25 protein-coding genes are annotated in these 24,281 nt (G+C 61.7%); 8 read left to right on the plus strand and 17 right to left on the minus strand.

Going from position 1 to position 24,281, the window contains the following annotated elements; translation table 11 throughout:
* Positions 1–343: 343 nt before the first annotated feature.
* The 3 genes from JOZ06_RS04140 to JOZ06_RS04150 all read right to left on the minus strand — a co-directional run bounded on the left by JOZ06_RS04140 (position 344) and on the right by JOZ06_RS04150 (position 1,544).
* Positions 344–610, minus strand: coding sequence for a hypothetical protein (locus tag JOZ06_RS04140; RefSeq protein ID WP_293229002.1), 267 nt, complete (start codon positions 608–610; stop codon positions 344–346).
* Between the two features lie 35 nt (positions 611–645).
* Complete coding sequence (locus JOZ06_RS04145; protein ID WP_293229005.1) at positions 646–1,113, minus strand: DUF411 domain-containing protein; 468 nt, start codon at positions 1,111–1,113, stop codon at positions 646–648.
* A gap of 89 nt (positions 1,114–1,202) precedes the next feature.
* Positions 1,203–1,544 carry a hypothetical protein gene (locus JOZ06_RS04150; RefSeq protein ID WP_293229007.1) on the minus strand — a complete coding sequence of 114 codons (342 nt, stop codon included), beginning with the start codon at positions 1,542–1,544 and terminating at the stop codon, positions 1,203–1,205.
* A gap of 549 nt (positions 1,545–2,093) precedes the next feature.
* Between JOZ06_RS04150 and JOZ06_RS04155 the strand changes: the two genes are divergently transcribed.
* Positions 2,094–4,265 carry a response regulator gene (locus JOZ06_RS04155; protein ID WP_293229009.1) on the plus strand — a complete coding sequence of 724 codons (2,172 nt, stop codon included), beginning with the start codon at positions 2,094–2,096 and terminating at the stop codon, positions 4,263–4,265.
* Here JOZ06_RS04155 and JOZ06_RS04160 read toward each other — a convergent pair.
* The 6 genes from JOZ06_RS04160 to JOZ06_RS04185 all read right to left on the minus strand — a co-directional run bounded on the left by JOZ06_RS04160 (position 4,256) and on the right by JOZ06_RS04185 (position 9,943).
* Positions 4,256–4,969, minus strand: coding sequence for a transporter substrate-binding domain-containing protein (locus JOZ06_RS04160; protein WP_293229011.1), 714 nt, complete (start codon positions 4,967–4,969; stop codon positions 4,256–4,258). The genes JOZ06_RS04155 and JOZ06_RS04160 overlap by 10 nt on opposite strands.
* Before the next feature lie 120 nt (positions 4,970–5,089).
* Positions 5,090–5,458 carry a cupin domain-containing protein gene (locus tag JOZ06_RS04165; protein ID WP_293229014.1) on the minus strand — a complete coding sequence of 123 codons (369 nt, stop codon included), beginning with the start codon at positions 5,456–5,458 and terminating at the stop codon, positions 5,090–5,092.
* A gap of 65 nt (positions 5,459–5,523) precedes the next feature.
* Entirely contained in the window at positions 5,524–6,099 is a 576-nt protein-coding gene (locus JOZ06_RS04170) for a DUF3501 family protein (protein WP_293229017.1), read from the minus strand.
* A gap of 8 nt (positions 6,100–6,107) precedes the next feature.
* Positions 6,108–7,436, minus strand: coding sequence for a heterodisulfide reductase-related iron-sulfur binding cluster (locus tag JOZ06_RS04175; protein ID WP_293229019.1), 1,329 nt, complete (start codon positions 7,434–7,436; stop codon positions 6,108–6,110).
* Positions 7,437–7,495: 59 nt separating this feature from the next.
* Positions 7,496–7,909, minus strand: coding sequence for a rubrerythrin family protein (locus JOZ06_RS04180; protein ID WP_293229022.1), 414 nt, complete (start codon positions 7,907–7,909; stop codon positions 7,496–7,498).
* A gap of 144 nt (positions 7,910–8,053) precedes the next feature.
* Entirely contained in the window at positions 8,054–9,943 is a 1,890-nt protein-coding gene (locus JOZ06_RS04185; RefSeq protein WP_293229025.1) for a diguanylate cyclase, read from the minus strand.
* Between the two features lie 208 nt (positions 9,944–10,151).
* Between JOZ06_RS04185 and JOZ06_RS20650 the strand changes: the two genes are divergently transcribed.
* Positions 10,152–10,412, plus strand: a complete 261-nt coding sequence (locus JOZ06_RS20650; protein WP_366814388.1) for a cysteine-rich small domain-containing protein — start codon at positions 10,152–10,154, stop codon at positions 10,410–10,412.
* Positions 10,413–10,464: 52 nt separating this feature from the next.
* Positions 10,465–10,950: a GNAT family N-acetyltransferase gene (locus tag JOZ06_RS04190; protein ID WP_293229027.1), complete on the plus strand. Its 486-nt coding sequence runs from the start codon at positions 10,465–10,467 to the stop codon at positions 10,948–10,950.
* 55 nt (positions 10,951–11,005) lie between these two features.
* Here the strand turns inward: JOZ06_RS04190 and JOZ06_RS04195 are convergent, their stop codons facing one another.
* Positions 11,006–12,460, minus strand: a complete 1,455-nt coding sequence (locus tag JOZ06_RS04195; RefSeq protein WP_293229030.1) for a PLP-dependent aminotransferase family protein — start codon at positions 12,458–12,460, stop codon at positions 11,006–11,008.
* A 96-nt stretch (positions 12,461–12,556) separates the two neighbouring features.
* On the opposite strand from JOZ06_RS04195, the gene JOZ06_RS04200 reads away from it, so the two are divergent.
* The 4 genes from JOZ06_RS04200 (at position 12,557) to JOZ06_RS04210 (ending at position 14,836) form a co-directional block, all read left to right on the plus strand.
* Positions 12,557–12,943 carry a rhodanese-like domain-containing protein gene (locus tag JOZ06_RS04200; protein ID WP_293229031.1) on the plus strand — a complete coding sequence of 129 codons (387 nt, stop codon included), beginning with the start codon at positions 12,557–12,559 and terminating at the stop codon, positions 12,941–12,943.
* A 2-nt stretch (positions 12,944–12,945) separates the two neighbouring features.
* Positions 12,946–13,635: a GNAT family protein gene (locus JOZ06_RS04205; protein ID WP_293229032.1), complete on the plus strand. Its 690-nt coding sequence runs from the start codon at positions 12,946–12,948 to the stop codon at positions 13,633–13,635.
* A gap of 633 nt (positions 13,636–14,268) precedes the next feature.
* Positions 14,269–14,523 carry a type II toxin-antitoxin system RelE/ParE family toxin gene (locus tag JOZ06_RS20655; protein ID WP_366515193.1) on the plus strand — a complete coding sequence of 85 codons (255 nt, stop codon included), beginning with the start codon at positions 14,269–14,271 and terminating at the stop codon, positions 14,521–14,523.
* Complete coding sequence (locus JOZ06_RS04210) at positions 14,507–14,836, plus strand: helix-turn-helix transcriptional regulator (protein WP_293229034.1); 330 nt, start codon at positions 14,507–14,509, stop codon at positions 14,834–14,836. The genes JOZ06_RS20655 and JOZ06_RS04210 overlap by 17 nt, the downstream gene beginning before the upstream one ends.
* Before the next feature lie 72 nt (positions 14,837–14,908).
* On the opposite strand, the gene JOZ06_RS04215 is transcribed toward JOZ06_RS04210, so the two are convergent.
* From JOZ06_RS04215 to pflB, 3 genes are all read right to left on the minus strand, one after another.
* A complete protein-coding gene (locus tag JOZ06_RS04215; protein WP_293229035.1) occupies positions 14,909–16,114 on the minus strand; it encodes an acetate kinase in 1,206 nt (401 codons plus the stop codon).
* 47 nt (positions 16,115–16,161) lie between these two features.
* Positions 16,162–16,914, minus strand: a complete 753-nt coding sequence (gene pflA / locus JOZ06_RS04220; protein ID WP_293229037.1) for a pyruvate formate-lyase-activating protein — start codon at positions 16,912–16,914, stop codon at positions 16,162–16,164.
* A gap of 63 nt (positions 16,915–16,977) precedes the next feature.
* The gene (gene pflB, locus JOZ06_RS04225) at positions 16,978–19,227 is read right to left on the minus strand and encodes a formate C-acetyltransferase (RefSeq protein ID WP_366515195.1); all 2,250 of its coding nucleotides are present in this window, start codon (positions 19,225–19,227) and stop codon (positions 16,978–16,980) included.
* A gap of 649 nt (positions 19,228–19,876) precedes the next feature.
* On the opposite strand from pflB, the gene JOZ06_RS04230 reads away from it, so the two are divergent.
* Complete coding sequence (locus JOZ06_RS04230) at positions 19,877–21,262, plus strand: L-serine ammonia-lyase (protein WP_293229041.1); 1,386 nt, start codon at positions 19,877–19,879, stop codon at positions 21,260–21,262.
* Positions 21,263–21,327: 65 nt separating this feature from the next.
* Here the strand turns inward: JOZ06_RS04230 and JOZ06_RS04235 are convergent, their stop codons facing one another.
* The 4 genes from JOZ06_RS04235 to JOZ06_RS04250 form a co-directional block, all read right to left on the minus strand.
* Positions 21,328–21,651 carry a type II toxin-antitoxin system PemK/MazF family toxin gene (locus JOZ06_RS04235; RefSeq protein ID WP_293229043.1) on the minus strand — a complete coding sequence of 108 codons (324 nt, stop codon included), beginning with the start codon at positions 21,649–21,651 and terminating at the stop codon, positions 21,328–21,330.
* Positions 21,651–21,875 carry an antitoxin MazE family protein gene (locus JOZ06_RS04240; RefSeq protein ID WP_293229044.1) on the minus strand — a complete coding sequence of 75 codons (225 nt, stop codon included), beginning with the start codon at positions 21,873–21,875 and terminating at the stop codon, positions 21,651–21,653. The genes JOZ06_RS04235 and JOZ06_RS04240 overlap by 1 nt, the downstream gene beginning before the upstream one ends.
* A gap of 134 nt (positions 21,876–22,009) precedes the next feature.
* Entirely contained in the window at positions 22,010–23,818 is a 1,809-nt protein-coding gene (locus JOZ06_RS04245) for a carbon starvation protein A (protein ID WP_293229046.1), read from the minus strand.
* 187 nt (positions 23,819–24,005) lie between these two features.
* A complete protein-coding gene (locus tag JOZ06_RS04250) occupies positions 24,006–24,140 on the minus strand; it encodes a hypothetical protein (protein WP_293229048.1) in 135 nt (44 codons plus the stop codon).
* Positions 24,141–24,281: the final 141 nt, after the last annotated feature.

Genomic DNA, 24,281 nt, shown 5'->3' on the forward strand with positions numbered 1-24,281 from the left:
GTTTGCAGCGGTTACGGAGGACCCGGCAAAGCCGGGCCTTAGTGGCAACTGACTGATTTCGCAGCCTGCCCATCGATTCCCACTCCCCCTGCCCTCTCCCTGAGAGGGGGCGCTCGCTTCGCGAGCATGGGTTTGTCAACACCCTCAGCGGGGCGCATAAGCGCCCCGCTTTGTTTTACGGCATGGACTTAGAATCTCTAACAAAAGCACCGACCAGACATCCGCCCGCGTTTTGTAGCGTGCAGTCGCCGCAGGCAATGCACGTCTTGCGTGAGTTCTCAGGCCGTGCGTTGCTTCGCGAACGCACGCTACCCAACCACGGAATGTGTTCTGTTAGAGGTTCCTACTTGGCAGCGGGTGCGGACATCATCATGCCATGGCCAGCGCCCATCATCCCCTGGCATTGTCCCGGCATGGTTTGAATCAGCTGGTCCGCCAGTTTCTGCCGCTGAGCGGCATCGGGCGTGGCCGCGATGCGCTCAACCGCGGCGCGCATGGTTTGCATCATGGCCGGCATGCCGGCTGGTGCCGAGTTATCCGGCGTGGCGGCCAGGGCCGCGGTGGCGGAGACCGCCAAGGCAATGAGTACGACCAATTTACGGTGTTTCATGATCTCGATTCCTTTTTCCGTTGCGGGTCGCCGGTTTAGCGCTGAGCATAAACCGAGGTGTGCCCGTCCTTGGTGAAAGCGATGACTTGATAGGGGGTGGTGACACCTTGCGCATCCATGCCGGGCGCCTTTAGCGGCATGCCCGGTACCGCCAAGCCGGCGATGTGGGGATGCGTTTTCAGGACTTTGGCCACCAGGTCCGGCGGTACGTGCCCCTCGAAGACATATCCCCCCGCCATGGCGGTGTGGCAGGAGCGCAGCGCCTGCGGCACGCCGGCCTTGTCCTTGATGGGCGTGATGTCGGGCTGCTCCTGGGTTTTCACGTTGAAGCCGGCCTGCTTCATGGCCGCGGCCCAGCGTTCGCAGCAGACGCAGCCGGTATTTTTAGCCATGACGATTTCCTGTTGCGCGGCGAGAACCGGCGTGGTGGATAACAGGCCGAGCGCCAAACCGGCGGCCAGCAGAGTGGTATTGAGCTTGTTTCGCATTGTGATTTCATCCATGGCAAGTTCCCCGCCGCGGCGCGCGGCTGGGGTGATGGGTGTCTCGTCATGTACGGCATGACGACTAGAGACCCTCGTGGGCGGAGAAATCAGGCGCGAGGCGGCGGCGACAGCGCTTCGGGATCGAATGAGGTGTAGTGCGCGTCGTGCCAAGAGGCTTGCGGCGGGGTCATCGGCACGAGGTGTGCCGCCGAGCCGCTTAAGCCAAACAGCGGTGCCTGGCAACAAACGGTATGGTGATGGCCGGCGGCCGTGTCTCGAGGCGAATGCTGTGCATGCTGCGCCGGCTGGCAATGCGCCGCCGCCATGCTGGCGGACACGGCCTGACCGGCGGCGGCCCCGCTGGGGGGCATCGCGCCGGCCGCCCACGCCTGCAGCGGCAGCAGGGCGAAGACGATCAGCAAAAAGGTGAGGCGCAGCAGTCGATACATGGTCTCGGCAAGGCGACGGCTTGAAGTGCTTCTATCGTGGCTGAACTCAGAATAATCGTCAAATACCCAATGGGGGTATGTTGATCTATGTAAAACATTTGGTTACCGGTCTAGTCGTCTCAGCCATGGCGTTACTGGGTGGCGGATAAAGCGAACCTCTATCTAGGAAAAGCGGTAGTTTCTTGGTGAACATTGGTCTGAACGAGGAGGCATATGTCTAACAGACACCACAGCATTTGTCGGCATATGTGACAGATTTAGCTGTCTTGTCAGTGTACTCAGGCCTGTCCTTGCGTAGGACTATGTCCTGGCGTCGTGAAGCGTTCTTAACGCTGGCCGAGAGGGCGATGGACTGTCGGCGCGCAACACAGAAAAGACGTGAAAAAAGCGTGGTCGGCGTCCATGGCGGCGTGTCCATCGGAACGGCTGATCAGAGGTACAGGGAACGTGAACCGTGGCCTGGGCGAGCCAGTCTTCCAATTTCCTCCCGCTGCTAGAGTTGTGGCTATTATGTTTAATCGCTTGGTTCGTCCTCTGTTGTCGTGTCGCGTGTCCATCAGCCCATTGCTGCATGCCGATGGGCTGCATCTTCTCATCCACTGGTTATGGCGCATCGTCCCTCTGGCGGGGGGGCTGGCCATGTGGCAGGCAAGCCAAGGCGGCCAGAATGGGAATACGCTGCCGTGGGTCCTGTGTGGGGCGCTGGTGGTGCTCGGCGAGATCCGCTGTTGGCATGCCATGCGCTGGCGGGGTGCGCATGCCCTGGCCAAGGCCGCACAGTTGCAATTGCGAAGCGTGATCGAGTGCTTGCCGGAAGGGTTTGCTCTGTACGATCAAAATGATCGCTTGGCGCTGTGCAATCAACACTACGCGCGATTGTTTTCCACCACCTTGCGGCCGGAGCAACTGATCGGCCGTAGTTATCGATCGATGAAGCAATTGGCGCTGCGTCATGCCGCTCAAGTGCCCGAGGACGGCTACGACGATACGGCCTGGATCGAGGAGCGGATACGGCGCCATCGCCAGGGCGAATCCTTTATCTTGCGCTGGGGTGATCAGTGGTATCTGGCCATCGACTACCAGGTGCCGGAGGTCGGCATCGTTTCGCTCCGCCTCAACGTCACCACGTTGAAGCGGCAAGAGTTGGCGCTGCGGGAGGCCAGGCGCGTGGCCGAAGCCTCCGCGCACGCGAAGGGCGCATTCTTGGCGATGATCAGCCATGAGATCCGCACCCCGTTCAACGGTTTGCTCGGCTGGCTGGATTTGTTGCGCGCCACGCGGCTGACACAGCAGCAGTCGGCCATGCTCGTCAGCATGCATGATGCCGCCTCGTCGCTGCTGCGGCTGATGGACGACATCATCGATTTCTCCGATCTCGAGGCTGGCAATGTGACACTGGCGCCTGTGGTGACCGCTTTGCGTCCGCTGCTCGCTCAGGTGCATCAGCTCTTCCTGCCCGCTGCCGCGTCACGCGGCCTATGTTGCGAGCTGGTGATCGCGCCGGAGGTGGCGGAGGCGCATGTGTTGGATTCACGGCGGCTGCGGCAGATTCTGGTGAATTTTGTTCAGAATGCCCTCCGGCATACCGAGCGCGGCGGTTTGCGCTTGACCGTCGAGGTTGAGTCGGAGGGGGGCGGCAAGCAGCTGTTGCGCTTCAGTTGCATCGACAGCGGTTGCGGTCTGTCAAATGTTCAGCAATCCACGTTGTTTCAGCCGTTCAGCCGCGACGTTGGCCGCGGTAACCGGCAACAGACCGGGGCGGGATTGGGCTTGGCGATTTGCCAGCGGTTGGCCGGCTTGATGGACGGCAAGATCGGGCTGAGTAACCAGCCGCAAGGCGGTACCCGGGCCTGGCTGACCGTGCGGCTGGATTGTGCGATTTCTCCCAGTGCTCAGCCCGGCACGCCGGCCGATGCTGTATCGCCCCTGCCGTTTGCCGGGATGGCACCGGTATTATTGGTGGAGGACCATCCTTGCAACCGCCAGTTGATGGCCATGCAGCTCGAACGGCTCGGGGTGGCCTTTCAAGTGGCGGAGCATGGCGAGCAGGGATTGGCGCTATGGCGAGCGCAACCGTTTTCCTTGGTGTTGACCGATTGCCATATGCCGGTGATGGACGGCTATCAGCTGGCGCGGGCCATCCGCCAGGAAGAAGCCGAGCGCGGTTTGCCGCCCGTTCCGGTGATTGCCTGCACCGCCAATCAGGCCGCCGACGTGGCGTCCTTGGCACGGGATGCCGGCATGTCGCACGTCCTGACCAAACCGGTCGATATGGCCGTGCTGGCCACGACGCTGCGCCTGTGGCTGGACATGCCCGACATTTCCGCGCGGGCAGCTCGGACCAAGCCTGGCCCGATGTTCGATTGGTCGGTGCTATTCGGGCTCTGCCAAGGCAGCCGGAGCAAAGCATGGCAACTGGTGGCCCAGTTCGCGGCGATCGGCGCCGCCGATCGTCAGGCGCTACGTCAGGCGGTCGATGCCGGCGACAGTGAACAGGCAGTGTGGTACGCGCATCGCATCAAGGGTTCGGCGCGTACGCTCGGCGCCAATGGCCTGGCCGACGCGGCCCAGAATCTAGAGCGGGCGGCACGCGCCGCGTCGCCGCTCACCGATGCCTGGCAAACGCTGGAGCGCGGTTTCGCCGATATGGAGTCGTGGATGGCCAGGCAGCCGGGGCTCGCGCGCCGTGCGCGCCGCGCCGCCGGATGCGTTCAGCGGTAAGTTGCCAGAATTTTGTCGTATTGGCCGTTGCTCTGGATGATTTTCAGCCCTTGGTTGAAGGTTTCGCACAGGCTGAGCGAACGGCAGACCAGTTGATAGGTTGTCGGCGGAAACAAGTGATAGATGTCCACGGGCTGGGCTTGCTCATGAAATTGCAGCTCCTGCTTGCGGTCCATCCATTGAAAGATGCGCCGGTCGGCAACGACGACATCGATGCCGTCGCGATAGAGTAGGCGGTTTTGATTCAGCTGATCCGCCGTCTCGGCATAACGTGGGTTGTTGCTCGCCATGGTGCGAAATTCCGTGCCCAGGTAGAGCGTGGCGCGCGGAAATGCCAGCACGCTGTATTGGTTCAGATCTGAAATCTGAGTTAGCCGGATTTGCCGGCTTTTCAACGTGATGGCCACATCTTCGTAGGCGATATAAGTGTTCGAATAATAGGCGCGAACACCGGACTGGCGGCCGAGGGTGGCCACGGCCTCGATGTCGGCATGCTCAAGCGCGGTTGCGAGCCTGGGCTGTGACACGTACTGCGGTGCCATCGCGAGACCACGCGCGGCGAACGCGGCGCGAATAATATCAACCTCGATGCCGCTGTTGCTGTCGACCATCACATACGGCTCAAGCGACTCGCCGAACGCAACATGGATCGTGTTGTCCGCGCCAGGCGCCGCGGCCGCGCCGATGGCCAGCAAACCGCCCAACAGGCACCGCACCGCAGACCGCATGGCTTGACTCCCCATCCCCGCACCGGATCATTCCAGGTAAGGTCATTATGGGCCGAAAGCCTATTCTATGCCATACAACTCACGTTTCCTGGAAGATTATTCTTTGGTCTTTTCGAATAGTGCGTAAGTCTTGCAGGCCGGTGCGAGCACCTGCCATTCGCCTTCAAAGCCGGCCGGAATGACGAAATGATCGCCCGGACGCAGGTCGACGGTCTGACCGTGCCGATCGCTAAGTCGGACATGGCCTTCCAGCAAGGTGCAAAACTCGTGTTCCGTGTATTTGACGCGCCAACGGCCGATGCCGCCGCGCCAGAGTCCGGCGTGAAATTGTCCGCTGGGGTCGGTGTAATGATTGACCACCTGCTGTCGGCATTCGCCTTCAATGCGCCGGTCATCCGCTGCGACAAACGCGGTTTCTTCGCCTTGGTGCCGTTGAAACAGCACAATATCGGTGACAGTCTTCATGTTTTCTCTGACGTTGTGACGACGTCATAAGATGGCATGGCGCTGCTTGGCCGGCAAGATCCGCGTTAGCGCAGATCGCCGGCCAATGAGACGCGCACCGCCGGCGCCGCCTCGGTCTTGGCTTGGTAATGCGGGTGATCGATGCCGGCGCAAAGCGTGGCGCCGCTTTTTGCGGCCGCCACCATTGCCGGGGTCAGTTCAAACCGTAGGAAATGCACCGCCGAGGTTTTGTCGCCGGTGGTGCGGTCGAGGTCCTCATTGGCGACCGGCCGGATCTTGGGGTGATCGCCGACTTGCAGCCAGACATGGGTCTCGATGCCCGTGAGTCGCGCCAGCGCCGCCTTGCGCGCCTCCGCGTCCGGATATTCCAGCATGAACGTGGCTTTCCAGTTGCTGCCATCCGGAATCAGCGGGTTGTACACATCCAGTTCCTGTTGGATCAGCTCGGGTTCGAACATCCGCTCCAGGCGCAGCATTTCCTGGATCTGGTACTGCATGGTCAGCGTATCCTCGAAATACAGCGCGGCGTGTTCGCCCAAGGGCAGGCGTCGCTCCTTTTTGTGTGCAATCACCCGGGCGCGGAATTCCGGTCGGATGCGCGCGTATTGCTCAAGGGAAAACAGTTGTTCATGGGTCAGCATGCGTCCTCCTAAATGCCATATGCCTGACGCAGCAGGGTGATCGGATGCTCGGCGTCTACACCGCCATGCACGTGGGCAATATGATGCCCGGCCATGGCGCAATCCGAGCCGAAATGGTCCGGCGCGGCCTGGGTGACGGCATTGACCACCGGTTTGGCGATTTTGGCGGCAAAGGCGTGGTATTCGGCCTTGACCGCGTAAGTGCCGTCGTGGCCAGAGCAGCGTTCGACGCTCTCCACTTGCGTGCCGGGGATCAGCGACAGGCACTCGCGCGTTTTGGGACCGATGTTCTGCACACGCTGATGACAGGCCGCGTGCAAGACCACCTTGCCCAATGGCTGGCGGAAATCCGTGTTGAGCATGCCCTCGCGATGCCGCAGCATCAGATATTCGAACGGATCATAAAAGGCGTTTTTCACTTTTTGCACATCCGGGTCGTCCGGAAACAGCAGTGGCAGCTCCTGCTTGAACATCAGCACACAGGAAGGAACCAGCGCGGTCAGGTCCCAACCGGCGTCGACCAGCTTGGCCAGGATCGGAATGTTTACCTCCTTGTTGGCGCGCACCGTGTCGAAGTCGCCCAGCTCCAGCTTGGGCATGCCACAGCAGCGTTCTTTCTCGGTCAAGGTGACGGCGATGCCGTTATGCGCGAACACCGCCAGCAGATCCTCGCCTGGGCCGGGCTCGTTGCGATTCATGTAGCAGGTGGCGAACAATGCCACCTTGCCGGTGGTGCTCCCGGCGGGCGAGGCGGGCGTATCGGCCGGTAGATGCGGCAGGCGCCGCCGCATGGGGTTGCTGGTGAATGCCGGCAGCCAGGCGTCGCGGTGGATACCGGCGGCGTGCTGTAGCAGGGTGCGCATCGGCCGAACCTGATTCACGGCGTTGATTGCGGGGGCGACGATCGGAATGCCGCAAAAGCGGCCGACGGCATCGGTGCTGGTCAAGATCCGGTCGCGCAGCTTGCTCTTGCCTTGGCGGTGACGCACGGCTTTGGCGCGCAGCATCAGATGTGGAAAATCGAGGTTCCACGCGTGCGGCGGCACATACGGACACTTGGTCATGTAGCACAGATCGCACAGATAACAGTGCTCGACCACCTTGGCGTAATCCGCCTTGTCGACACCATCCACCTCCAGCGTGGGGGAGGCGTCGACCAGATCGAACAGGGTAGGGAAGGACTGGCAAAGGCTGACGCAACGCCGGCAGCCGTGACAGATTTCGAACACGCGCGCCATTTCCTGGTTCAGCGCGCTCTCATCGTAAAATTCCGGGTTTCGCCAGTCGATGGGATGACGGGTTGGGGCTTCGAGGTTGCCTTCTCGGTGGTCGGCCATAACTCGACTCCTGCACGAAAAAAAGAACAGCCGGCCCGCACGTGCGGGCCGGCACTCCGTTACAGTTCGGCCAACGCCTTGGCGTAGCGATTGGCGTGGGAACGTTCGGCCTTGGCCAACGTTTCAAACCAGTCGGCGATTTCGTCGAAGCCTTCGGCACGGGCATCCTTGGCCATGCCGGGATACATATCGGTGTATTCGTGGGTTTCTCCGGCGACCGCGCTTGCCAGATTGTCCTGAGTGCTGCCAAACGGCAACCCTGTGGCCGGGTCGCCACATTTTTCCAGATATTCCAAGTGGCCATGGGCATGGCCGGTTTCGCCCTCGGCCGTCGAGCGGAACAGAGCAGCCACGTCGGCGTAGCCCTCCACGTCGGCTTTGTTGGCGAAGTACAGATAGCGGCGGTTGGCTTGCGATTCACCGGCGAAAGCGTCTTTCAGATGCTTCTCGGTTTTGGATCCTTTGAGTTGCATGCTATAGCGCTCCTTAAAGAAGTAAAACGGCCGGACGGAGCCCGGCATCCTTACCGTAGATTCCGCCTTGGCAAAGCGGAAATGAAAAAAATTTACCTCCTACATAGTGACTTACTATCACTATGGCATAATTACCGCGCCGCGCTAGCCCGCTCTGACGCAGCCGCGGCCCGCGGCTTTCGCCTGGTACAACGCCTTATCGGCCCGCATCAGCAATGCTTCGCCATCCTTGTCGTTCGGGGTGAGCGCAGCGACGCCGATCGAGCAGGAAAAGTGGATGGCATGATGGTGGTCCGCCACCGGCACCGCCATATCCAGAATGCGCAGCAACAGCCGCTGCGCGACTTCCCCTGCCTCCGCCAGCGTCGTTTGCGGCAACATGACGGCGAATTCCTCGCCGCCGAGCCGGCCCATCAGATCCTCCTTACGCAACAGCGGCGCCGATTCGCGGCACAGCGTGCGCAGCACGTCGTCGCCGGTGGAATGGCCGTAGCGGTCGTTGATGCCCTTGAAATGGTCCAGATCCAGCATCAGTACTGCCAAGGGGGCCGGATAGCGCCGTGCGCGCGTCAGCTCCTTGGCAAGCGCTTGCAGGAAATTGCCGCGGTTGGCGATGCCGGTCAGACTGTCTAGCCGGGCTTCGCGCAAAAGCGCGGCTTCCAGCTGCTTGCGCTCGGTAATGTCGCGCGCCGAAGCCCAGATCAGCGCTTGGCCATCGATCTCCACCTCGGTGGAGGTGATTTCCGCATCCCACAGCGAGCCGTCCACGTGTCGCATGGCGGTTTGAAAAATCAACGGCTGGCCACGATGGCCGTGCAGAATTTTGACGATGTCGGACTGCTCCAGGTTGGCGACCCAATCGCCGATGTGCGTGCGCATGACGGCATCGACGTCCGTCGCACCGATCTGTTTGAGAAATCCTTCGCTGATTTCCAGGAAGCGGCCGGCGCGGTCGAGCACCACGGTGCCGTCCGCGCCATGACGCAGCAGCAACTGGTAATGTTCGCTCTTCAGTCTTAGCGCCTCCATGGCCTCATGGTGCAACAACACCTGACAGGCCAGATCCGAGACCCGGTCGATCATGGCGAAGTCGTCCGCGCCGGGCACGCAAGGCGCGTGGTGATAGATGGCGAACACGCCCAGCACCTGTTCGCCGTTCAGAATCGGTTGCGACCAGCAGCTGGAGAGCCCAAAGCGGGCTGTCAGCTCACGCAGCGCCACCCAAGAGGGGTGTGTCAGCGTATCGGTGATGATCACCCGCTGCCGGCTGAAGGCCGCCGCGCCGCAGGCGCCGATGTCGGGGCCGATGGCCACGTCGTCGATGGCGGACAAATACTCGCTCGGCAGGCTGGGCGCCGATAGCAGGCGCAGCCGGCTGCCGTTGCCATCCGGCGCCATGATCGAGCACAGCGCGCCCGGCCAGATGGATTCGATGCCGGCCAGCAACGTATCGAGCACCTGTTTCAGCGGCGCATGTTGCGTGGTCAGCCGAAGCACGCGGTTATACAACGCAAGCTGGTGCTCTGCGGCATCGAGTCGCGATTGTTCTTCCAATCGGCACAGTTCGGCGTCAAGGCGCGCCGCCACCGGCGCGAACCAGGCATCGAACCAGGCGGGCAAGGCGGTGCTGTCGCGAAAGAACAGCGCCACGTGGCCGGTGCATTGGCCTTGGGCGTTCAGCAGCGGATAACCGTAGAAGCTGTCGCAGCATAGATCGCGCAGCAACGGAAAGGCCGAGGGCAAGTCCGACGCCTGCGCCATCGGCCGGTGCTTTTGGTATACCACCTCGCAGGGGCGGCCTGCCAGGACGATGCTGTTGTTGGCGCAGGCGTCTTCCGGCACTGACGAGACGATGCGAGCACGGGTGGCCGGGCTATCGATGGCGCGTGTGATCAGAACTTGTTGCGTGGCCAAATGCTCAGCGAGCCAGACGGCCACCGCGCGCACATAGTCGGCGCCGACCAGCGAATACGTCGCTTGCCAAAGATCGGCTTGCAGACGCCCAGGCTCGAGACAGTCTATCGCGCAGGACATGGTATTTCGGCTAAGGTCAGTTCAATTTGATTTATAGCCGCAAATGCCATGCGCATCCTATCGGCTTCCCCGCTCGGGCGACCCAGATCAAACCTTGGCCAAATCGTCCCGCCGGCCAGCGACCGGCGGGGCTAGAATCCGCCATTCGACTCCGTGAACGGCACGAACCATGGCCCACCCCGTTTCCCCCCACAGCACCACCCATTACATGGGATTCACGCATGTGCAATGCGAATACTTGCCTTGCCATCAGGGCGTGAAAAATGAATTCAATTGTTTGTTCTGCTATTGTCCGCTGGTGTTGCTGCAGTGCCCTGGGCCGTACCGGATCTATCACGATCAGCACGGCACGGCGCGCAAGGACTGCAGCGGCTGCAAGTTGCCGCACAATGGCTATGAGCGCTCATGGCAATTAATGATGAAATGGTTGCGCGATCCGCGACCGTGGGATGGACAACCACGATCCTGAAGTTTTACATGTAATATGATGTTGTAATCCTTTGCCAATGAAAGGAGGCATCATGTCCGTGACCATCCGACCCGCCACCGTCGACGACGCCGCGCTGATTCTTGGATTTATCCGTGAGCTGGCCATTTACGAAAAGGCCGAGCATGAGGTGATCGCCAGCGAAGCCGACATCGCGCGCAATCTCTTTGCCCATGACGGGCCGGCCCGGGCATTGATCGTCGATGCCGACGGCATTCACATCGGTTTTGCCGTGTACTTCTACAGCTATTCCACGTGGCTGGGGCGTAAGGGGTTGTATCTGGAGGACCTATACATCTCGCCGGCGCATCGCGGCCATGGTGCGGGCAAGCAAGTGCTGCGCTATCTGGCGCAGCTGGCGGTGTCGCAAGGCTGCGGGCGCTTCGAATGGAGCGTGCTTGACTGGAACGAGCCGGCGATCCGCTTCTACCGCGCCATCGGCGCCGTGCCGCAGGACGAGTGGGTGCGCTACCGCATGGCGGGCGAGAATCTGAAACGGTTCGCCCAGAGCGAGGACTAGGGCGTGTCGTCATAAGACGGGCGGTGCACTGCCTTCGGCGAGTGCACTCTACTGACTAGTGTTGCGCGCGCGCCAGGCGGTCCATGACCCGCACGCCGCGCACGATGTCGGCCTCGGCTACGCCGGCATAGCCGATCACCAGCCCCTGGCGGTCCGGGGGGGCTTGGTAATGTTTGCCGAGCGTCGAGAGCCAGATGCCTTCTTTTGCCGCCTGCTGGCTTAGCCGCGTCTCGTCTAGCCGTGGCGGCAGCGTCGCCAGCACATGCATGCCGGCGTGACCGGACGACCACGTCCATTCGCTTGCCTCGGTGTGGACCAGCGCCGCCCGCAGGCAGTGTTGCCGTTCCTGATACAGATCGCGCATGCGGCGGATGTGGCGCGCGAATTGGCCGTTGCCGATGAATTCGGCCAACGCCGATTGCAGCGGATAATGCCCCTCCGGATGGAGGCGGGCATTGGCGGCGCGAAAGTCATCCACCAACCCCTCGGGCACCACGATGTAGCCGGTGCGTAAACCCGGATACATCACTTTGCTCAGCGTGCCCAAGTAAATCACCCGCGCGTCTTCCGATAGTCCTTGCAGCGCGGGCAGCGGTTGCGAGTTATAGCGGAATTCGCTGTCGTAATCGTCCTCGATGATCCAGGCGTTGGCTTGGCGCGCGTATTCGATCAGCGCGAGCCGCCGCGCCAGCGGCATGGTCACGCCGAGCGGGTATTGGTATGACGGCGTCGCGTAGATCAGCCGCGGAGGCGTCGGGTCGGCCACTTGCGCCGGGTTCAGCCCCTGTTCGTCAATCGGCGCCGGCACCGTGCGCAAGCCCGCCATCTGCATCGCCACGCGCGCGCCGAGATAGCCCGGCTCCTCCATCCACGCCGCGTCGCCCGGATCGGCCAATAATAGTGCGCACAGCGTCAGCGAATGCTGGGTGCCCTGGGTGATGAGAATCTGGTCCGGATGGCAACGCACCGCGCGCGCCATGCGCAGATAGTCGGCCAGCGCCTGGCGCAGCGCCGGCAAGCCGCCGCCGGCCTGGTAGTTGAAGTCGAGCAGCCGGGCCTGGCGCTGGTGCCGAGCCAGCAGCTGCTGCCATTGCCGGTGCGGAAAATCGCGGATCTCCGGGATGCAGGGGACAAAGGCGCCGTTGTAGTCGTCGTCACGCCGCGTCAGTGCCGAGAGTTCGCCCCCGCGGCCGGATAAGCCGAGCGCCGCCATCGGTTCCGGCGCCGCCGGCGTTTGACGCTTGAACAGCGCGCAGACATAGGTGCCCGAGCCGTGGCGCGTCTCCAGGTAGCCCTCGGCCAGCAGTTGCTCGTAGGCGTCGATCACGGTGTTGCGGCCGATGGCCAGCTGGCGCGCCAAGTCGCGGCTGGCCGGCAGCCGGGTTTCCGCCGCAAGCCGGCCTTCGCCGATCCATTGTCTGAGCTGGCGCGTCAACTGGCGCGCCAGGCCTTCCTTGCTGTCGCGCGCCAGTGCCGCCGCCAGCGCGTCGCCGATCCATGCGCTTTGCAAAGTGGTTCCCTGTTTGTTGAGAATCGTGGCTCTTTCACCAAGCCTTCAAGGTTTATATCATGAATCCTGAAACCAACCAATGACATGGGAGCAACGATGGATCAAGTCGCGTTCTATCAGGCAAAGCTGGCGTGGGAAACCGATAGCTGGGATGTGTACGAGTCGTTGCAGCGTGGCGAAGCGTTGATTTTGGTCGACGGACGCTCCTCCGATGCATATGCGCGCGAAACCATCCCCGGCGCCATCAACCTGCCGCACCGGACGATCACGGCGGCCAGCACCGCTCATCTGCCCAAGGACCAACTGTTGGTGGCGTTCTGCGACGGCATCGGCTGCAACGGGTCGACCCGTACCGCGCTCAAGCTGGCCGAGTTGGGTTTCCAGGTCAAGGAGCTCATGGGCGGCATCGATTGGTGGAAGCGCGACGGCTATGCCACCACGGCCGCCGCGGGGCAGCAGATCGTCTGCGGTTGCGAGGGCTGAGCATGAAATACGATCATTTGGGGCGTCCGCTGGGCGAAGAGGTGAGCTGGGCCGGCGCCAGGATGCCCGAGCGTGTGGCGCTGGCGGGGCGGCTGTGCCGCGTGGAGGCGTTCGATCTGGCACGCCATGGCGCCGGACTGCGCGCCGCGCTCGAGCCCGACCGAGACGGCTGGGCCTACCTGGCGCCGCCGCCGCAAGACGATGCCGCATGGGACGCCTGGCTCGCCGCCTTCGCCGATTCGCGCGACCCGCTGCGCTTTGCCATCGTCGAGCAGGCCAGCAACGAGGTGGTCGGCACCGCCTCCTATTTGCGCATCAACCCGCAAGACGGCGCGATCGAGGTCGGCTGGCTGCATTTCTCGCCGCGGATGAAACGCACCCCGGTCGCCACCGAGGCGATGTACCTGATGATGCGCCAGGCGTTCGAGTGGGGCTACCGCCGCTACGAATGGAAGTGCAACCAGCTCAACGCCGCCTCGATGCGCGCCGCCGTTCGGCTCGGCTTCACCTTCGAGGGCGTGTTCCGCCAGGCGCGGGTCAATTGGGGGCTCAACCGCGACACCGCCTGGTTCAGCCTGCTCGACCGCGAATGGCCAGAGGCCCGCGCCGCCTTGGAGGCCTGGCTGTCGCCGGATAACTTCACCGCCGATGGTCAGCAGCGCCGCACGCTGGAGAGCTTGCGCGGGGGGTGAGGCATGAAGGTTGGGGGGATTGGTTAGTCTGCTGCATCTAGCACGACAGACCGGTGCATACGCTTCTGGTCTGTGGTTATGCCGCTTAACGATTCCGTTTGTGTCAGAGCAACGATACGCAGCTCTGACGCATAGACGTACGCCACTGCATCATCGATTGCCGCGCAAGCGCGTTCTGTCGATTCGGCAAGCTGATAGAGAATGAGCTTTCGCTCGGCCTGTGTTAGGTGCTTCATTTTTGTTCTTTTCATGAATTTGTGGTTAAAAAGCCGGGGCATGCCCCGGCTTCATTACGGAAACACCTCGCAGCCCCCGGCGACACAACGTCACGGCCAGGATGAACCTGGCCGTTGGGGCTCAGTATTAGATTTAGGAACCTCCAGCCTAAGACTGGTTGCCACCAGCGTCTAACCTGCACGGTCAGGGTATTTCACCATGTTCGCATAGCACGAAATTTCGATCCTGATGGCCGCCCAGCCATGAAACCTGGATGCTTGCGGGGCAGGATGATACGCTGCCAGTTCGCTTGTTCGTTAGCCTACTTCTTATCGAATTTTTCCGATAAACCCCTGAGAAATTCGCTGTTAATATAAGTTTTTCTGGAGTTTTTGCTTATATTTGCCTTATAGTGATATGAATTCAATCCACTGGACTCCCAAGGCAGCAAGGCAACTGCGCAAGCTTGATAAGCCGGCTCAACGAGATGTCTTTGAAGCCGTATCGGACCTTGCCAATATGCCGGAATGCCGAAATATCAAGGCTCTAACTGGGCATCCTTTTGGCTACCGGTTGAGAGTTGGTCATTACCGAGTGCTATTCGATTGGGACGGTCGGCTCAGAATCATAGAGATTCAGGAGGTAAAGAAACGCGATGAACGCACCTACTAACATCCAAACCATTAACCGTCTGGACGGCAGTATCGAATATGTTGTATTGCCCTATGAGGAATACCTGCAGCTGACCGGCAAGGCGGAAAGTCTGATTCCAAATGAGGTTGTGGGTTTGGTCGTCAACAACGCGTGGACGCCGGTGCGCGCGTGGCGAGAGCATCTTGGATTGACGCAAACCGAAGTCGCCGCCCGCCTCGGTATTTCACAGTCGGCTTTTGCGCAGCAAGAGGCTGGCGGCAGATTGCGCAAAGTGAGCCGGGTAAAGATTGCCGCTGCGCTGGGCATTAGCCTGGAACAGCTCGATTTCTAGTAACTGGCGGTACGCGATTTCATAAAAAAAGCCGAGGCGCGCCTCGGCTTTTCGTTTGCCGCGTAGCGGCGCTTAGGCGCTGATGCCGGCGAGTTCGGCGGTGTCGCGCGCGATCATGCACTCTTCGTTGGTGTTGATCACCACGGCGATGGGGCTATTCGGCGCGGTGATCACGCCGGCCTTGCCGCGTACTGCGGCGGCGTTGGCGGCGGCGTCGAGCTTGAAGCCGAAGATGCGCAGGTGTTCCAGCGTCTTGCCGCGCAGCAGGGCGGAGTTTTCGCCGATGCCGCCGGTGAAGACGATGGCATCCAGACGGTCGAGCGAGGTGGCGAGACCGCCTACCAGGCGCGCCAGGCGGTGGGCGAACATGTCGAGCGCGAGCTTGGCGTCTTCGTGACCGTTGCCGGCGGCTTCTTCCAGCGCGCGGCAGTCGCTCGACACACCGGAGATGCCCAACAGGCCGCTTTGCTTGTTCAGCAGGTGGTCGATGCCGTCGAGGTCCAGCTTTTCGCGGCGGGCGATGTAGGTGACGGCGGCCGGGTCGATGTCGCCCGAGCGCGTGCCCATGATCAGCCCTTCCAGCGGCGTCATGCCCATCGTGGTGTCGACGCACTGGCCGTTCTTGACCGCGGTGGCCGAGGCGCCGTTACCCAGGTGGCAAATGACGATGCCGTGTTCGGCCGGGTCCAGGTCCAGCACGCGGATGGCTTCGCCGGTGACGTAGCGGCAGCTGGTGCCGTGCATGCCGTAGCGGCGCACGTGGTAGTCGGTGTAGAAGCGCTTCGGCACGGCGTAGCGATACACGGCCGGCTTCATGGTCTGGTGGAAGGCGGTGTCGAACACCACGATTTGCTTGAGCGCCGGGAAGGCCTTTTGCGCCGCGCGGATGCCGACCAGGTGACCCGGGTTGTGCAGCGGCGCCAGTTCACAGCATTCCTCGATGCCGGCCATCACTTCGTCGGTGACCACGGCCGAGGCGGTGAAGCGTTCGCCGCCATGCACGATGCGGTGGCCGACGGCGGCAACCTTGTCCAACAGGCCGCGCTCGGCCAGGTCGCGCGTCAGCACTTCCATGGCTTCGGCGTGGCGGCCGCCATTCAGGGTTTGCGTGGTTTTGTTGCCTTCGCTGTCTTTGATGATGATGCGCGAGTCTTCCAGACCCAGGCATTCGGCCAGGCCGGACAGGATCGGGTCGATGGCGTTGACCGGTTGCAGGGAGAACTTCAGCGATGAGCTGCCGCAGTTGATGACCAGAATCAGAGGAGTAGCCGTCGTCATGTTACGTACCTTGAAGCGTTGAAGTCAGATGGGAAGCAATGTTCGGTTCAGGTGACTTTCAGTCCCCGCGCCGCAAAAATCGCATGGGCGCGCGCCACCTGTTCGGCGGTCGGCACCGGGGTATCGGCAAGCGCGTAGTCCATGCCGAGCTGTGTCCATTTGTCCGCGCCCAGCTGATGGAAGGGCAGCACTTCCACCCGCTCGACCGTCGGGCCGAGGTCGGCGACGAAATCGGCCAGCCGTTCGATATCGGCGTCGCCGTCGGTCAGACCCGGCACCAGTACGTAGCGGATCCACATTTTCTTGCCCAGCCGCTGCAGGCGGCGGGCGAAATCCAGCGTCGGCTGCAACGGTTGGCCGGTCAGCGCCAGGTAGCGCTCGGGGTCGCTGTGCTTGATGTCCAGCAGCACCAGGTCGACGTTGTCGAGCCAGGCGTCATCGATGTTTTCGTGCAGGAACCCTTGGGTGTCCAACGCGGTGTGCAGGCCGTACTGTTGCTTGATGGCCGCAAATAGCGCGCCGACGAACTCGGCCTGCATCAATGGCTCGCCGCCGGAGACGGTGACACCGCCGGCGAACTTAAGGAATTTGGCGTACCGGGCCACATCGGCCACGGCCTGCTCCACGGTCACTTGGCGCCCATTGTGCAGCTTCCAGGTATCGGGGTTGTGGCAGTATAGGCAGCGGAATTGGCAACCGGACATAAAAAAGACGAAACGCATGCCCGGTCCATCGACACCCGCACCGCTTTCGGTCGAATGCAAATAGCCGAGAGGCTGCGTGGCGGAAGACGTGTTCATGGGGCAGGTTCCGAGGTCAAAAAAGCCGGGGCGCAACGCCCCGGCCGGTCACTTGCTTGATAATTACATCTTAGCGTGGAATGTGCGGTTGATCACATCCAATTGCTGTTCGCGCGACAACTTGACGAAGTTCACCGCGTAGCCCGACACACGGATGGTCAGCTGCGGGTACAGCTCCGGATGTTCCATGGCGTCGACCAGCGTTTCGCGGTTGAACACGTTGACGTTGACGTGGAAGCCATTGGCGGCGGCGAAGCCGTCCAGGCAGTTGGCCAGGTTGGCGATACGTTCTTCCGCGGTATGACCCAGCGCGTCCGGCGTGGCCGAGGCGGTCCAGCTGATGCCGTCCAGCGCGGCGTCGTACGGCAGCTTGGCCACCGAGGCGCCCGCGGCGACGAAGCCCTTCACGTCGCGGCCGTTCATCGGGTTGGCACCCGGGGCGAACGGTTCGCCGGCGCGACGGCCGCACGGGGTGTTGCCGGTCTTCTTGCCGTAGACCACGTTGGAGGTGATGGTCAGCACCGATTGCGTCGGCATCGCGTTGCGATAGAAGTACGGCTGCGCCTTGATCTTGTTCATGAAGGTTTCGGTCAGCCACACCGCGATGCTGTCTGCGCGGTCGTCGTTGTTACCGTAGGCCGGATATTCGCCTTCGATCTTGTAATCGACGGCCAGGCCTTCTTCATTGCGGATCACGTGTACCTTGGCGTACTTGATGGCGGACAGCGAGTCGGCGGCTACCGACAGGCCGGCGATGCCGCAAGCCATGGTGCGCAGGATGTCGCGGTCGTGCAACGCCATTTCGATGCGTTCGTAGGCGTACTTGTCGTGCATGTAGTGGATGCAGTTCAACGCCTTGACGTAGGTGGCGGCCAGCCAATCCATCATCTTGTCCAGACGGGCCATCACTTCGTCGTAGTTGAGCACGTCGCCCTTGATCGGCTCGAAGCCGCGCGCCACGGTCGCGCCGGACTTTTCGTCCACGCCGCCGTTGATCGCGTACAGCATGGCCTTGGCCAAGTTGGCGCGAGCGCCGAAGAACTGCATTTGCTTGCCGATGCGCATGGCGGAGACACAGCAGGCGATGCCGTAGTCGTCACCCCAGTGCGGGCGCATCAGGTCGTCGTTTTCATACTGGATCGAGCTGGTGTCGATCGAAACCTTGGCGCAGAAGTCCTTGAAGCCTTGCGGCAGCTCGGTCGACCACAATACGGTCAGGTTCGGTTCCGGTGCCGGGCCCAGGTTGTACAGGGTGTTCAGGAAACGGAAGCTCGACTTGGTCACCAGCGTGCGGCCGTCTTCGCCCATGCCGCCGATGCTCTCGGTCACCCAGGTCGGGTCGCCGGAGAACAGTTGATCGTATTCCGGGGTGCGCAGGAAGCGCACGATGCGCAGCTTGATCACCAGGTCGTCGATCATCTCTTGCGCTTCGCCTTCGCTCAGCACGCCGGCGTCGATGTCGCGTTGGATGTAAACGTCGAGGAAGCTGGAGGTGCGGCCGAACGACATGGCGGCGCCGTTTTGTTCCTTCACCGCGGCCAGGTAACCGAAGTACACCCATTGGATGGCTTCGCGGGCGTTGGCGGCCGGGCGGGCCAGGTCACAACCGTACTTGGCGCCCATTTCCTTCAGTTCTTCCAGGGCGCGGAATTGTTCCGACAGCTCTTCGCGCTGACGGATCACGTCGTCATTGAAGACGACGTCGTTGAGTTCTTTGTACTGACGCAGACGGTCGCTCTTGAGGAAGTCGACACCGTAGAGCGCCACACGGCGATAGTCGCCGATGATACGGCCACGGCCGTAGGCATCCGGCAGGCCGGTGATGACGCCGGACTTACGCGCAGCCAGGATGTCCGGGCTGTATACGTCGAATACGCCTTGGTTGTGGCTCTTGCGGTAATGGGTCCAGATATCCTTGACGACCGGATCGATGTGGAAACCGAACGCTTCCAGACCGTTTTCGACCATGCGCAGGCCGCCGTTCGGCATGATGGCGCGCTTGAGCGGGGCGTCGGTTTGCAGGCCGACGATCAGTTCATTCTTTTCATCGATATAACCGGCGTCGTGCGCGATGATGCTGGAGGCGCGGTCGGCGGAAACGTCGAGCACGCCACGCGCGCGTTCTTCCTTCAGCAGCTCGCCCAGCTTGTCCCACAGTTGCTTGGTCCGCTCGGTGGCTGGGGCCAGAAAGTCTGCCTTACCCTCAAACGGGGTGTAGTTCAGCTGAATGAAGTTGCGTACATCGACCGACGTCTGCCAGTTACCACTGGCAAAACCGCGCCAAGGGTCGGCGTCAATCGCGTTGCGAGTCATGGCTTCCATTACCGCCTCCAATTTCGAAATCGAAACAAATGTTGTCTTACGAACCAAATATAGATTCGCAAACGAACATTGTGTTTGATGTGGGTCAACTATCTGCAACGCGGGTGGCATTTTTTGCCGGGAGCGTGACAGCAGTTCCGTTAGGTGAGGTGCACGGCGTTTTTGTGTAGATGGCTGATTAAAAAGTGTTTTTTATGTGAAACGCAACCAACGCTTTTATCCGCCCTACATGGCTGTGCCGCCGTTTGAATTCGAATTGGCCGGTCGCATCGATGTGCGGATTTGCGACAGATTTTTGTGCGCTGCGACAGGGCGCGCCGGCTAATTTCCGGCGATTTTGCCAGAAATACGGGGTTTGTGTTTCGTTTTTATTCGATTTCGAACTTAAAGGGCGGCGTTAATGCAACAGATGGGCGTTTCCATGCGTTTTCCGCATAGCCTCATGCTTACTAAGTGGCGAATTTATATGTGTTTTTCGTTTTCGCTATCTGAATCCCGCCGTTTGATGACCGTCAAATGACGTCCTGAATTTTGCATTCGTTTTGGAACGGGGTCGCTAGAATGGCGCGCAAGCTTCGCGTGAAGATTTCTCGCCACTCGCTGGCGCGCGCGAGCGCCTCTCGTTCACAGGGAAACCATCATGTTCAGCATGGTAGATATCTATAAGATCGGCGTCGGTCCCTCTAGCTCCCATACCGTCGGCCCCATGAAGGCCGGCTACGAATTTCTGGCCGCATTGCGCGCCGCCGGCCATTTCAACGATACGACGCGGCTGCGGGTCGAATGCTACGGCTCGCTGGCATTGACGGGCCCGGGGCACTGCACCGACAGCGCCATCATCATGGGCCTGACCGGCAGCCTGCCGGAGAACGTCGATATCGACAGCATCGCGCGCGTCACCGCCGACGTGGCTCAGAGCGGCCGGCTCGCGCTGGGGCCGGAACGCCATTCGGTGGCCTTCGCGCTGGATTTCATCGCCGACAATCTGCCGCTGCATGAAAACGGCCTGCAGATCCACGCCTTTGCCGGCGACACGCCGCTGCTCACCAAGACCTATTACTCGATCGGCGGCGGCTTCATCGTCGAAGCCGAGCACTTTAATCAAAGCCTGTGCAGCAGCGTCGAGGTGCCGTACCACTTCGTCAACGCGCAGGAGCTGGTCGACATGTGCAACGCCAGCGGACTGTCTGTGGCGGCGCTGGTGATGCAAAACGAACTGGCCACGCGCAGCGACGACGCGGTGCGCGCGCATTTCCGCCAAGTGTGGCAAGTGATGCGGGACAGCATGGAGCGCGGCATGCGCACCGAGGGCAACCTGCCGGGGCCGATGCACATCCCCCGTCGCGCCAGCGCCTTGCACCGCATGCTGGGCAGCAGCCTCAATCTGGCCAACGATCCGATGAGCGTGCTCGATTGGGTCAATATGTACGCGATGGCCATGGCGGAGGAAAACGCCGCCGGCGGCCGCGTGGTGACGGCGCCGACCAACGGCGCCTGTGGCGTGGTGCCGGCGGTGCTGGCTTACTACGACCATTTCATCAAACCGCTGGACGAGGAGGGCGTACTGCGCTTCTTCCTGTCTTCGGGCGCCATCGGTTGCCTGTTCAAACTCAACGCGTCGATTTCCGGCGCCGAGGTCGGTTGCCAAGGCGAGATCGGCGTGGCCTGCTCGATGGCGGCCGCCGGCTTGACCGAGCTGATGGGCGGCAGCCCCGAGCAGGTATGCATGGCGGCGGAAATCGCCATGGAACACAACCTTGGCCTGACCTGCGACCCGGTCGGCGGCCAGGTGCAAATTCCCTGCATCGAGCGCAACGCCATCGCGGCGGTCAAGGCGATCAATGCCACGCGCATGGCGCTGCACCGCGCGAGCAAGCCCAAGGTGTCGCTCGACAAGGTGGTGGCCGCGATGTACGAAACCGGCAAGGACATGAACGCCAAATACCGCGAAACCTCGTGCGGCGGCCTGGCGCGCCAGTTGGTGCCGGACGGCAAGGTGATTCAGATTGCCGCTGCCGCTGTCTAGGCTGTGAACTGCAAAAGGCCTGTCGAATGTGGCGGGCCTTTTGCCAATGGACATGACGCCAAAGGCTATTTGGCAATACCGAGGAAGACCGCCAGGCAACGTTCGATCTCGGTCAATATAGGGGCATCCAGGCGCCCAAATGTTGGGCCCAGCTTATCGCGTTTCACAGTCATGATTTTGTCGATCATCACCTGCGAGGGTTTGTGCAGGCCGTTGTCGCTGTTCGGCTGTATCGTCACACGCAACAGCGGTGCAGCAACCAATGTGCTGGTTATCGGCAACACGGTGACCGTTGCATGGTCGATGAAAGGGTCGGCCTGAATGACTAACGCCGGCCGTGGCTTGCCGAAATCGCCTTGCATGGAGACGGTGACTAGCTCGCCACGCATCATTCCGTCCAGCCGTCGATGTCAGCCAGTGCAGCATCCATGAAGTGCTGCATATCGGTGTCAGCCATATCTGCTTCAGCGACTAATTGAGACTGTCGGCGGCATTCTTCGGCAAAGTCGGGCCGTCGGGTGTCCGGCACCCAAATTTGAACAGGCCGCAGCCCTGCCTTGCGTAGTACTTCGCGGTGCTTTTGCACCCGCGTGTTGACATGTGTTGCTGCCATCCTCTGACTCCTTACTCGTTACATGAAACAGTATAGGGGGTGATTTCGTTACATGCAACGATGCGTAGTAATGCGAGGGCCAAAAAACAGCCCGCCGATCGCTGGCGGGCTGTTGTCGCGCTTAGACGCTTGATTCAAGCTGCGCGCGGCGCGGTTTGCAGCGGGCGCGTCTGCGGCGCGCGGGCCAGCAGTTGGCGCCACTTGCCCAGCGCGGCGATCAGGATGACCAAGCCCAGAACCAGCATGATGATCGAGATGGCGGCATTGAACACGCTGTAGCCCTTGGCGGCCGGGTTCAGGTAGACGTGCGCCACCATCCAGTAGCCGGCGTAGTTGACGGTCACGTACAGGTAGGCCAGCGGCACCAGGCAAGTCAGCATGTAACCACGGTTGTGCGACAGGCGCAGGATGATGGTGGCGCCGATGATCAGGCCGATCGAGGCCATCAGCTGGTTGGAGACGCCGAACAGCGCCCACACCGAGTTGATGTCGCCCGACATCAGCAGATAACCCCACAGCGCGCAGGCCAGGACGCTGGCGCCGATGGCGCCGGGCAGCCAGTCGATGTTCTTCAGCGGGGCGTAGAAGTCGCCGCCGAAGTCTTGGATCAGATAGCGGGCCACGCGGGTGCCGGAGTCGACCGCGGTCAGGATGAATACCGCTTCGAACATCACCACGAACTGGAAGAAGTACGACGCCAGGCTGGTGAACCAGCTGATGCGGGTGAAGATGGACGACATGCCCACCGCCAGCGTCACGGCGCCGCCGGTGCGGCCGTACAGGTCGAGGCCGATTTCCTTGCTCAGCCGCGGCAAGTCGACCACGTTCATGCCGAGGTGGCTAAAGGCGGCCGGGGTGGCGTTGATGGCGAAATAGTCGGCCGGGTGCAACGAAGTGGCGGCGATGAGCGCCATCACACCGACTACGCACTCGGCCAGCATGGCGCCGAAACCGACCGGCAGCAGGTCCTTCCAATTATCCACCAGCTTCGGCGTGGTGCCCGAACCGATGAAGGCGTGGAAGCCGGAGATGGCGCCGCAGGCGATGGTAATCGAGATGAACGGCCATACCGGACCGCTGATCACCGGGCCGCCGCCATGGATGAACTGGGTCAAGGCCGGGAATTGGATGGTCGGATTGATGAACACCACGCCGACGACCAGCGCGCCGAACACGCCGATCTTCATGAAGCTCGACAGATAGCCGCGCGGGGTCAGCAGCATCCATACCGGCAAGGCGGTGGCGAAGAAAGCGTAGATCGGCAGCGCCAGCGACACGGTTTGGGTGTGCAGCGTCAGCCAGTCGCCGAGCAGGGTGCCTTGGATATGCGGGCCGATCAGCACGCTGGCCAGGATGGCGCCGATGCCGAGATAGGTGGCGAGCTTGCTCGGGCCGACGAACTTCTCGTACAGACCGAGGCAGATGGCGATCGGAATGGTCATGAACACGGCGAACGTGCCCCACGGGTTACGTTCCAGCGCGTGCACCACCACCATCGACAAGCCGGCCATGGTAATGGTGATGATGAACAGCATGGCCAGGCCGGTACACCAGCCGGCCACCGGGCCGAGCTCGGCCTTGGCGACCTCGGACAGCGACTTGCCCTGGTGCTTCATCGAGGCGAACAGCACCACGGTGTCGTGCACCGCGCCGCCGATGACCGCGCCGATCAACAGCCATAGGAAACTGGGCAGATAACCGAATTGGGCGGCGAGCACCGGGCCGACCAGCGGGCCGGCGGCGGCGATGGCCGCGAAGTGTTGACCGAAATTGACCCACTTGCGGGTCGGCACGTAGTTCTTGCCGTCTTCCAACTCGTGGGACGGCGTATGTTGACTGTCATGGCAGCCGAGCACCTTGCGCGTGAAGAACACCCCGTAGAAACGGTAGCAGATGGCAAGGATGCACAGGGTCGCAATAACGAAAGTAATGGCGTGGTTCATGATGTAGCTCCCTGGATGATTCCACTTGCCACTCTAGCGACGCGGCACGCCTATCTGTAGTGAAGAGTCGGCAAGCGGCAACCGGAGCCGATGAGCGGTCGGAATCGGGGAGTAAGCGGTGGGGGGAGTAGGGAGTCGGTGACACCGGGTTCGGGGAGCGTGCGCTCCCCGTCTCCAGGTTAGGGGGTTAATCGGCGGTCAACACCAAGCATCCCGCCACCTCGCGCAGGCGCGCGGCGTTTTTCAGGTATAACCACGACGACTGGGCATCGACCGGCATCGATGCCCAACTCAAGCGGCTATCGAAAATCAGCCGGCGCACGTCGGGGTGGAAGGAAGTTAAAAAGCAACGGCGGGAGTCAAAGCAAAACCTTAACGGCGGGAGTAAACGCCCGTCCCCGCTCCCGCTTTCAAGGTGTTGCCGTTACTCCCGCAGTGGTGGTTCGCGCAAGCGAAACGGCGG

The sequence above is a fragment of the Paludibacterium sp. genome, from assembly GCF_019232825.1.
In the GTDB taxonomy this organism is placed as follows: domain Bacteria; phylum Pseudomonadota; class Gammaproteobacteria; order Burkholderiales; family Chromobacteriaceae; genus Paludibacterium.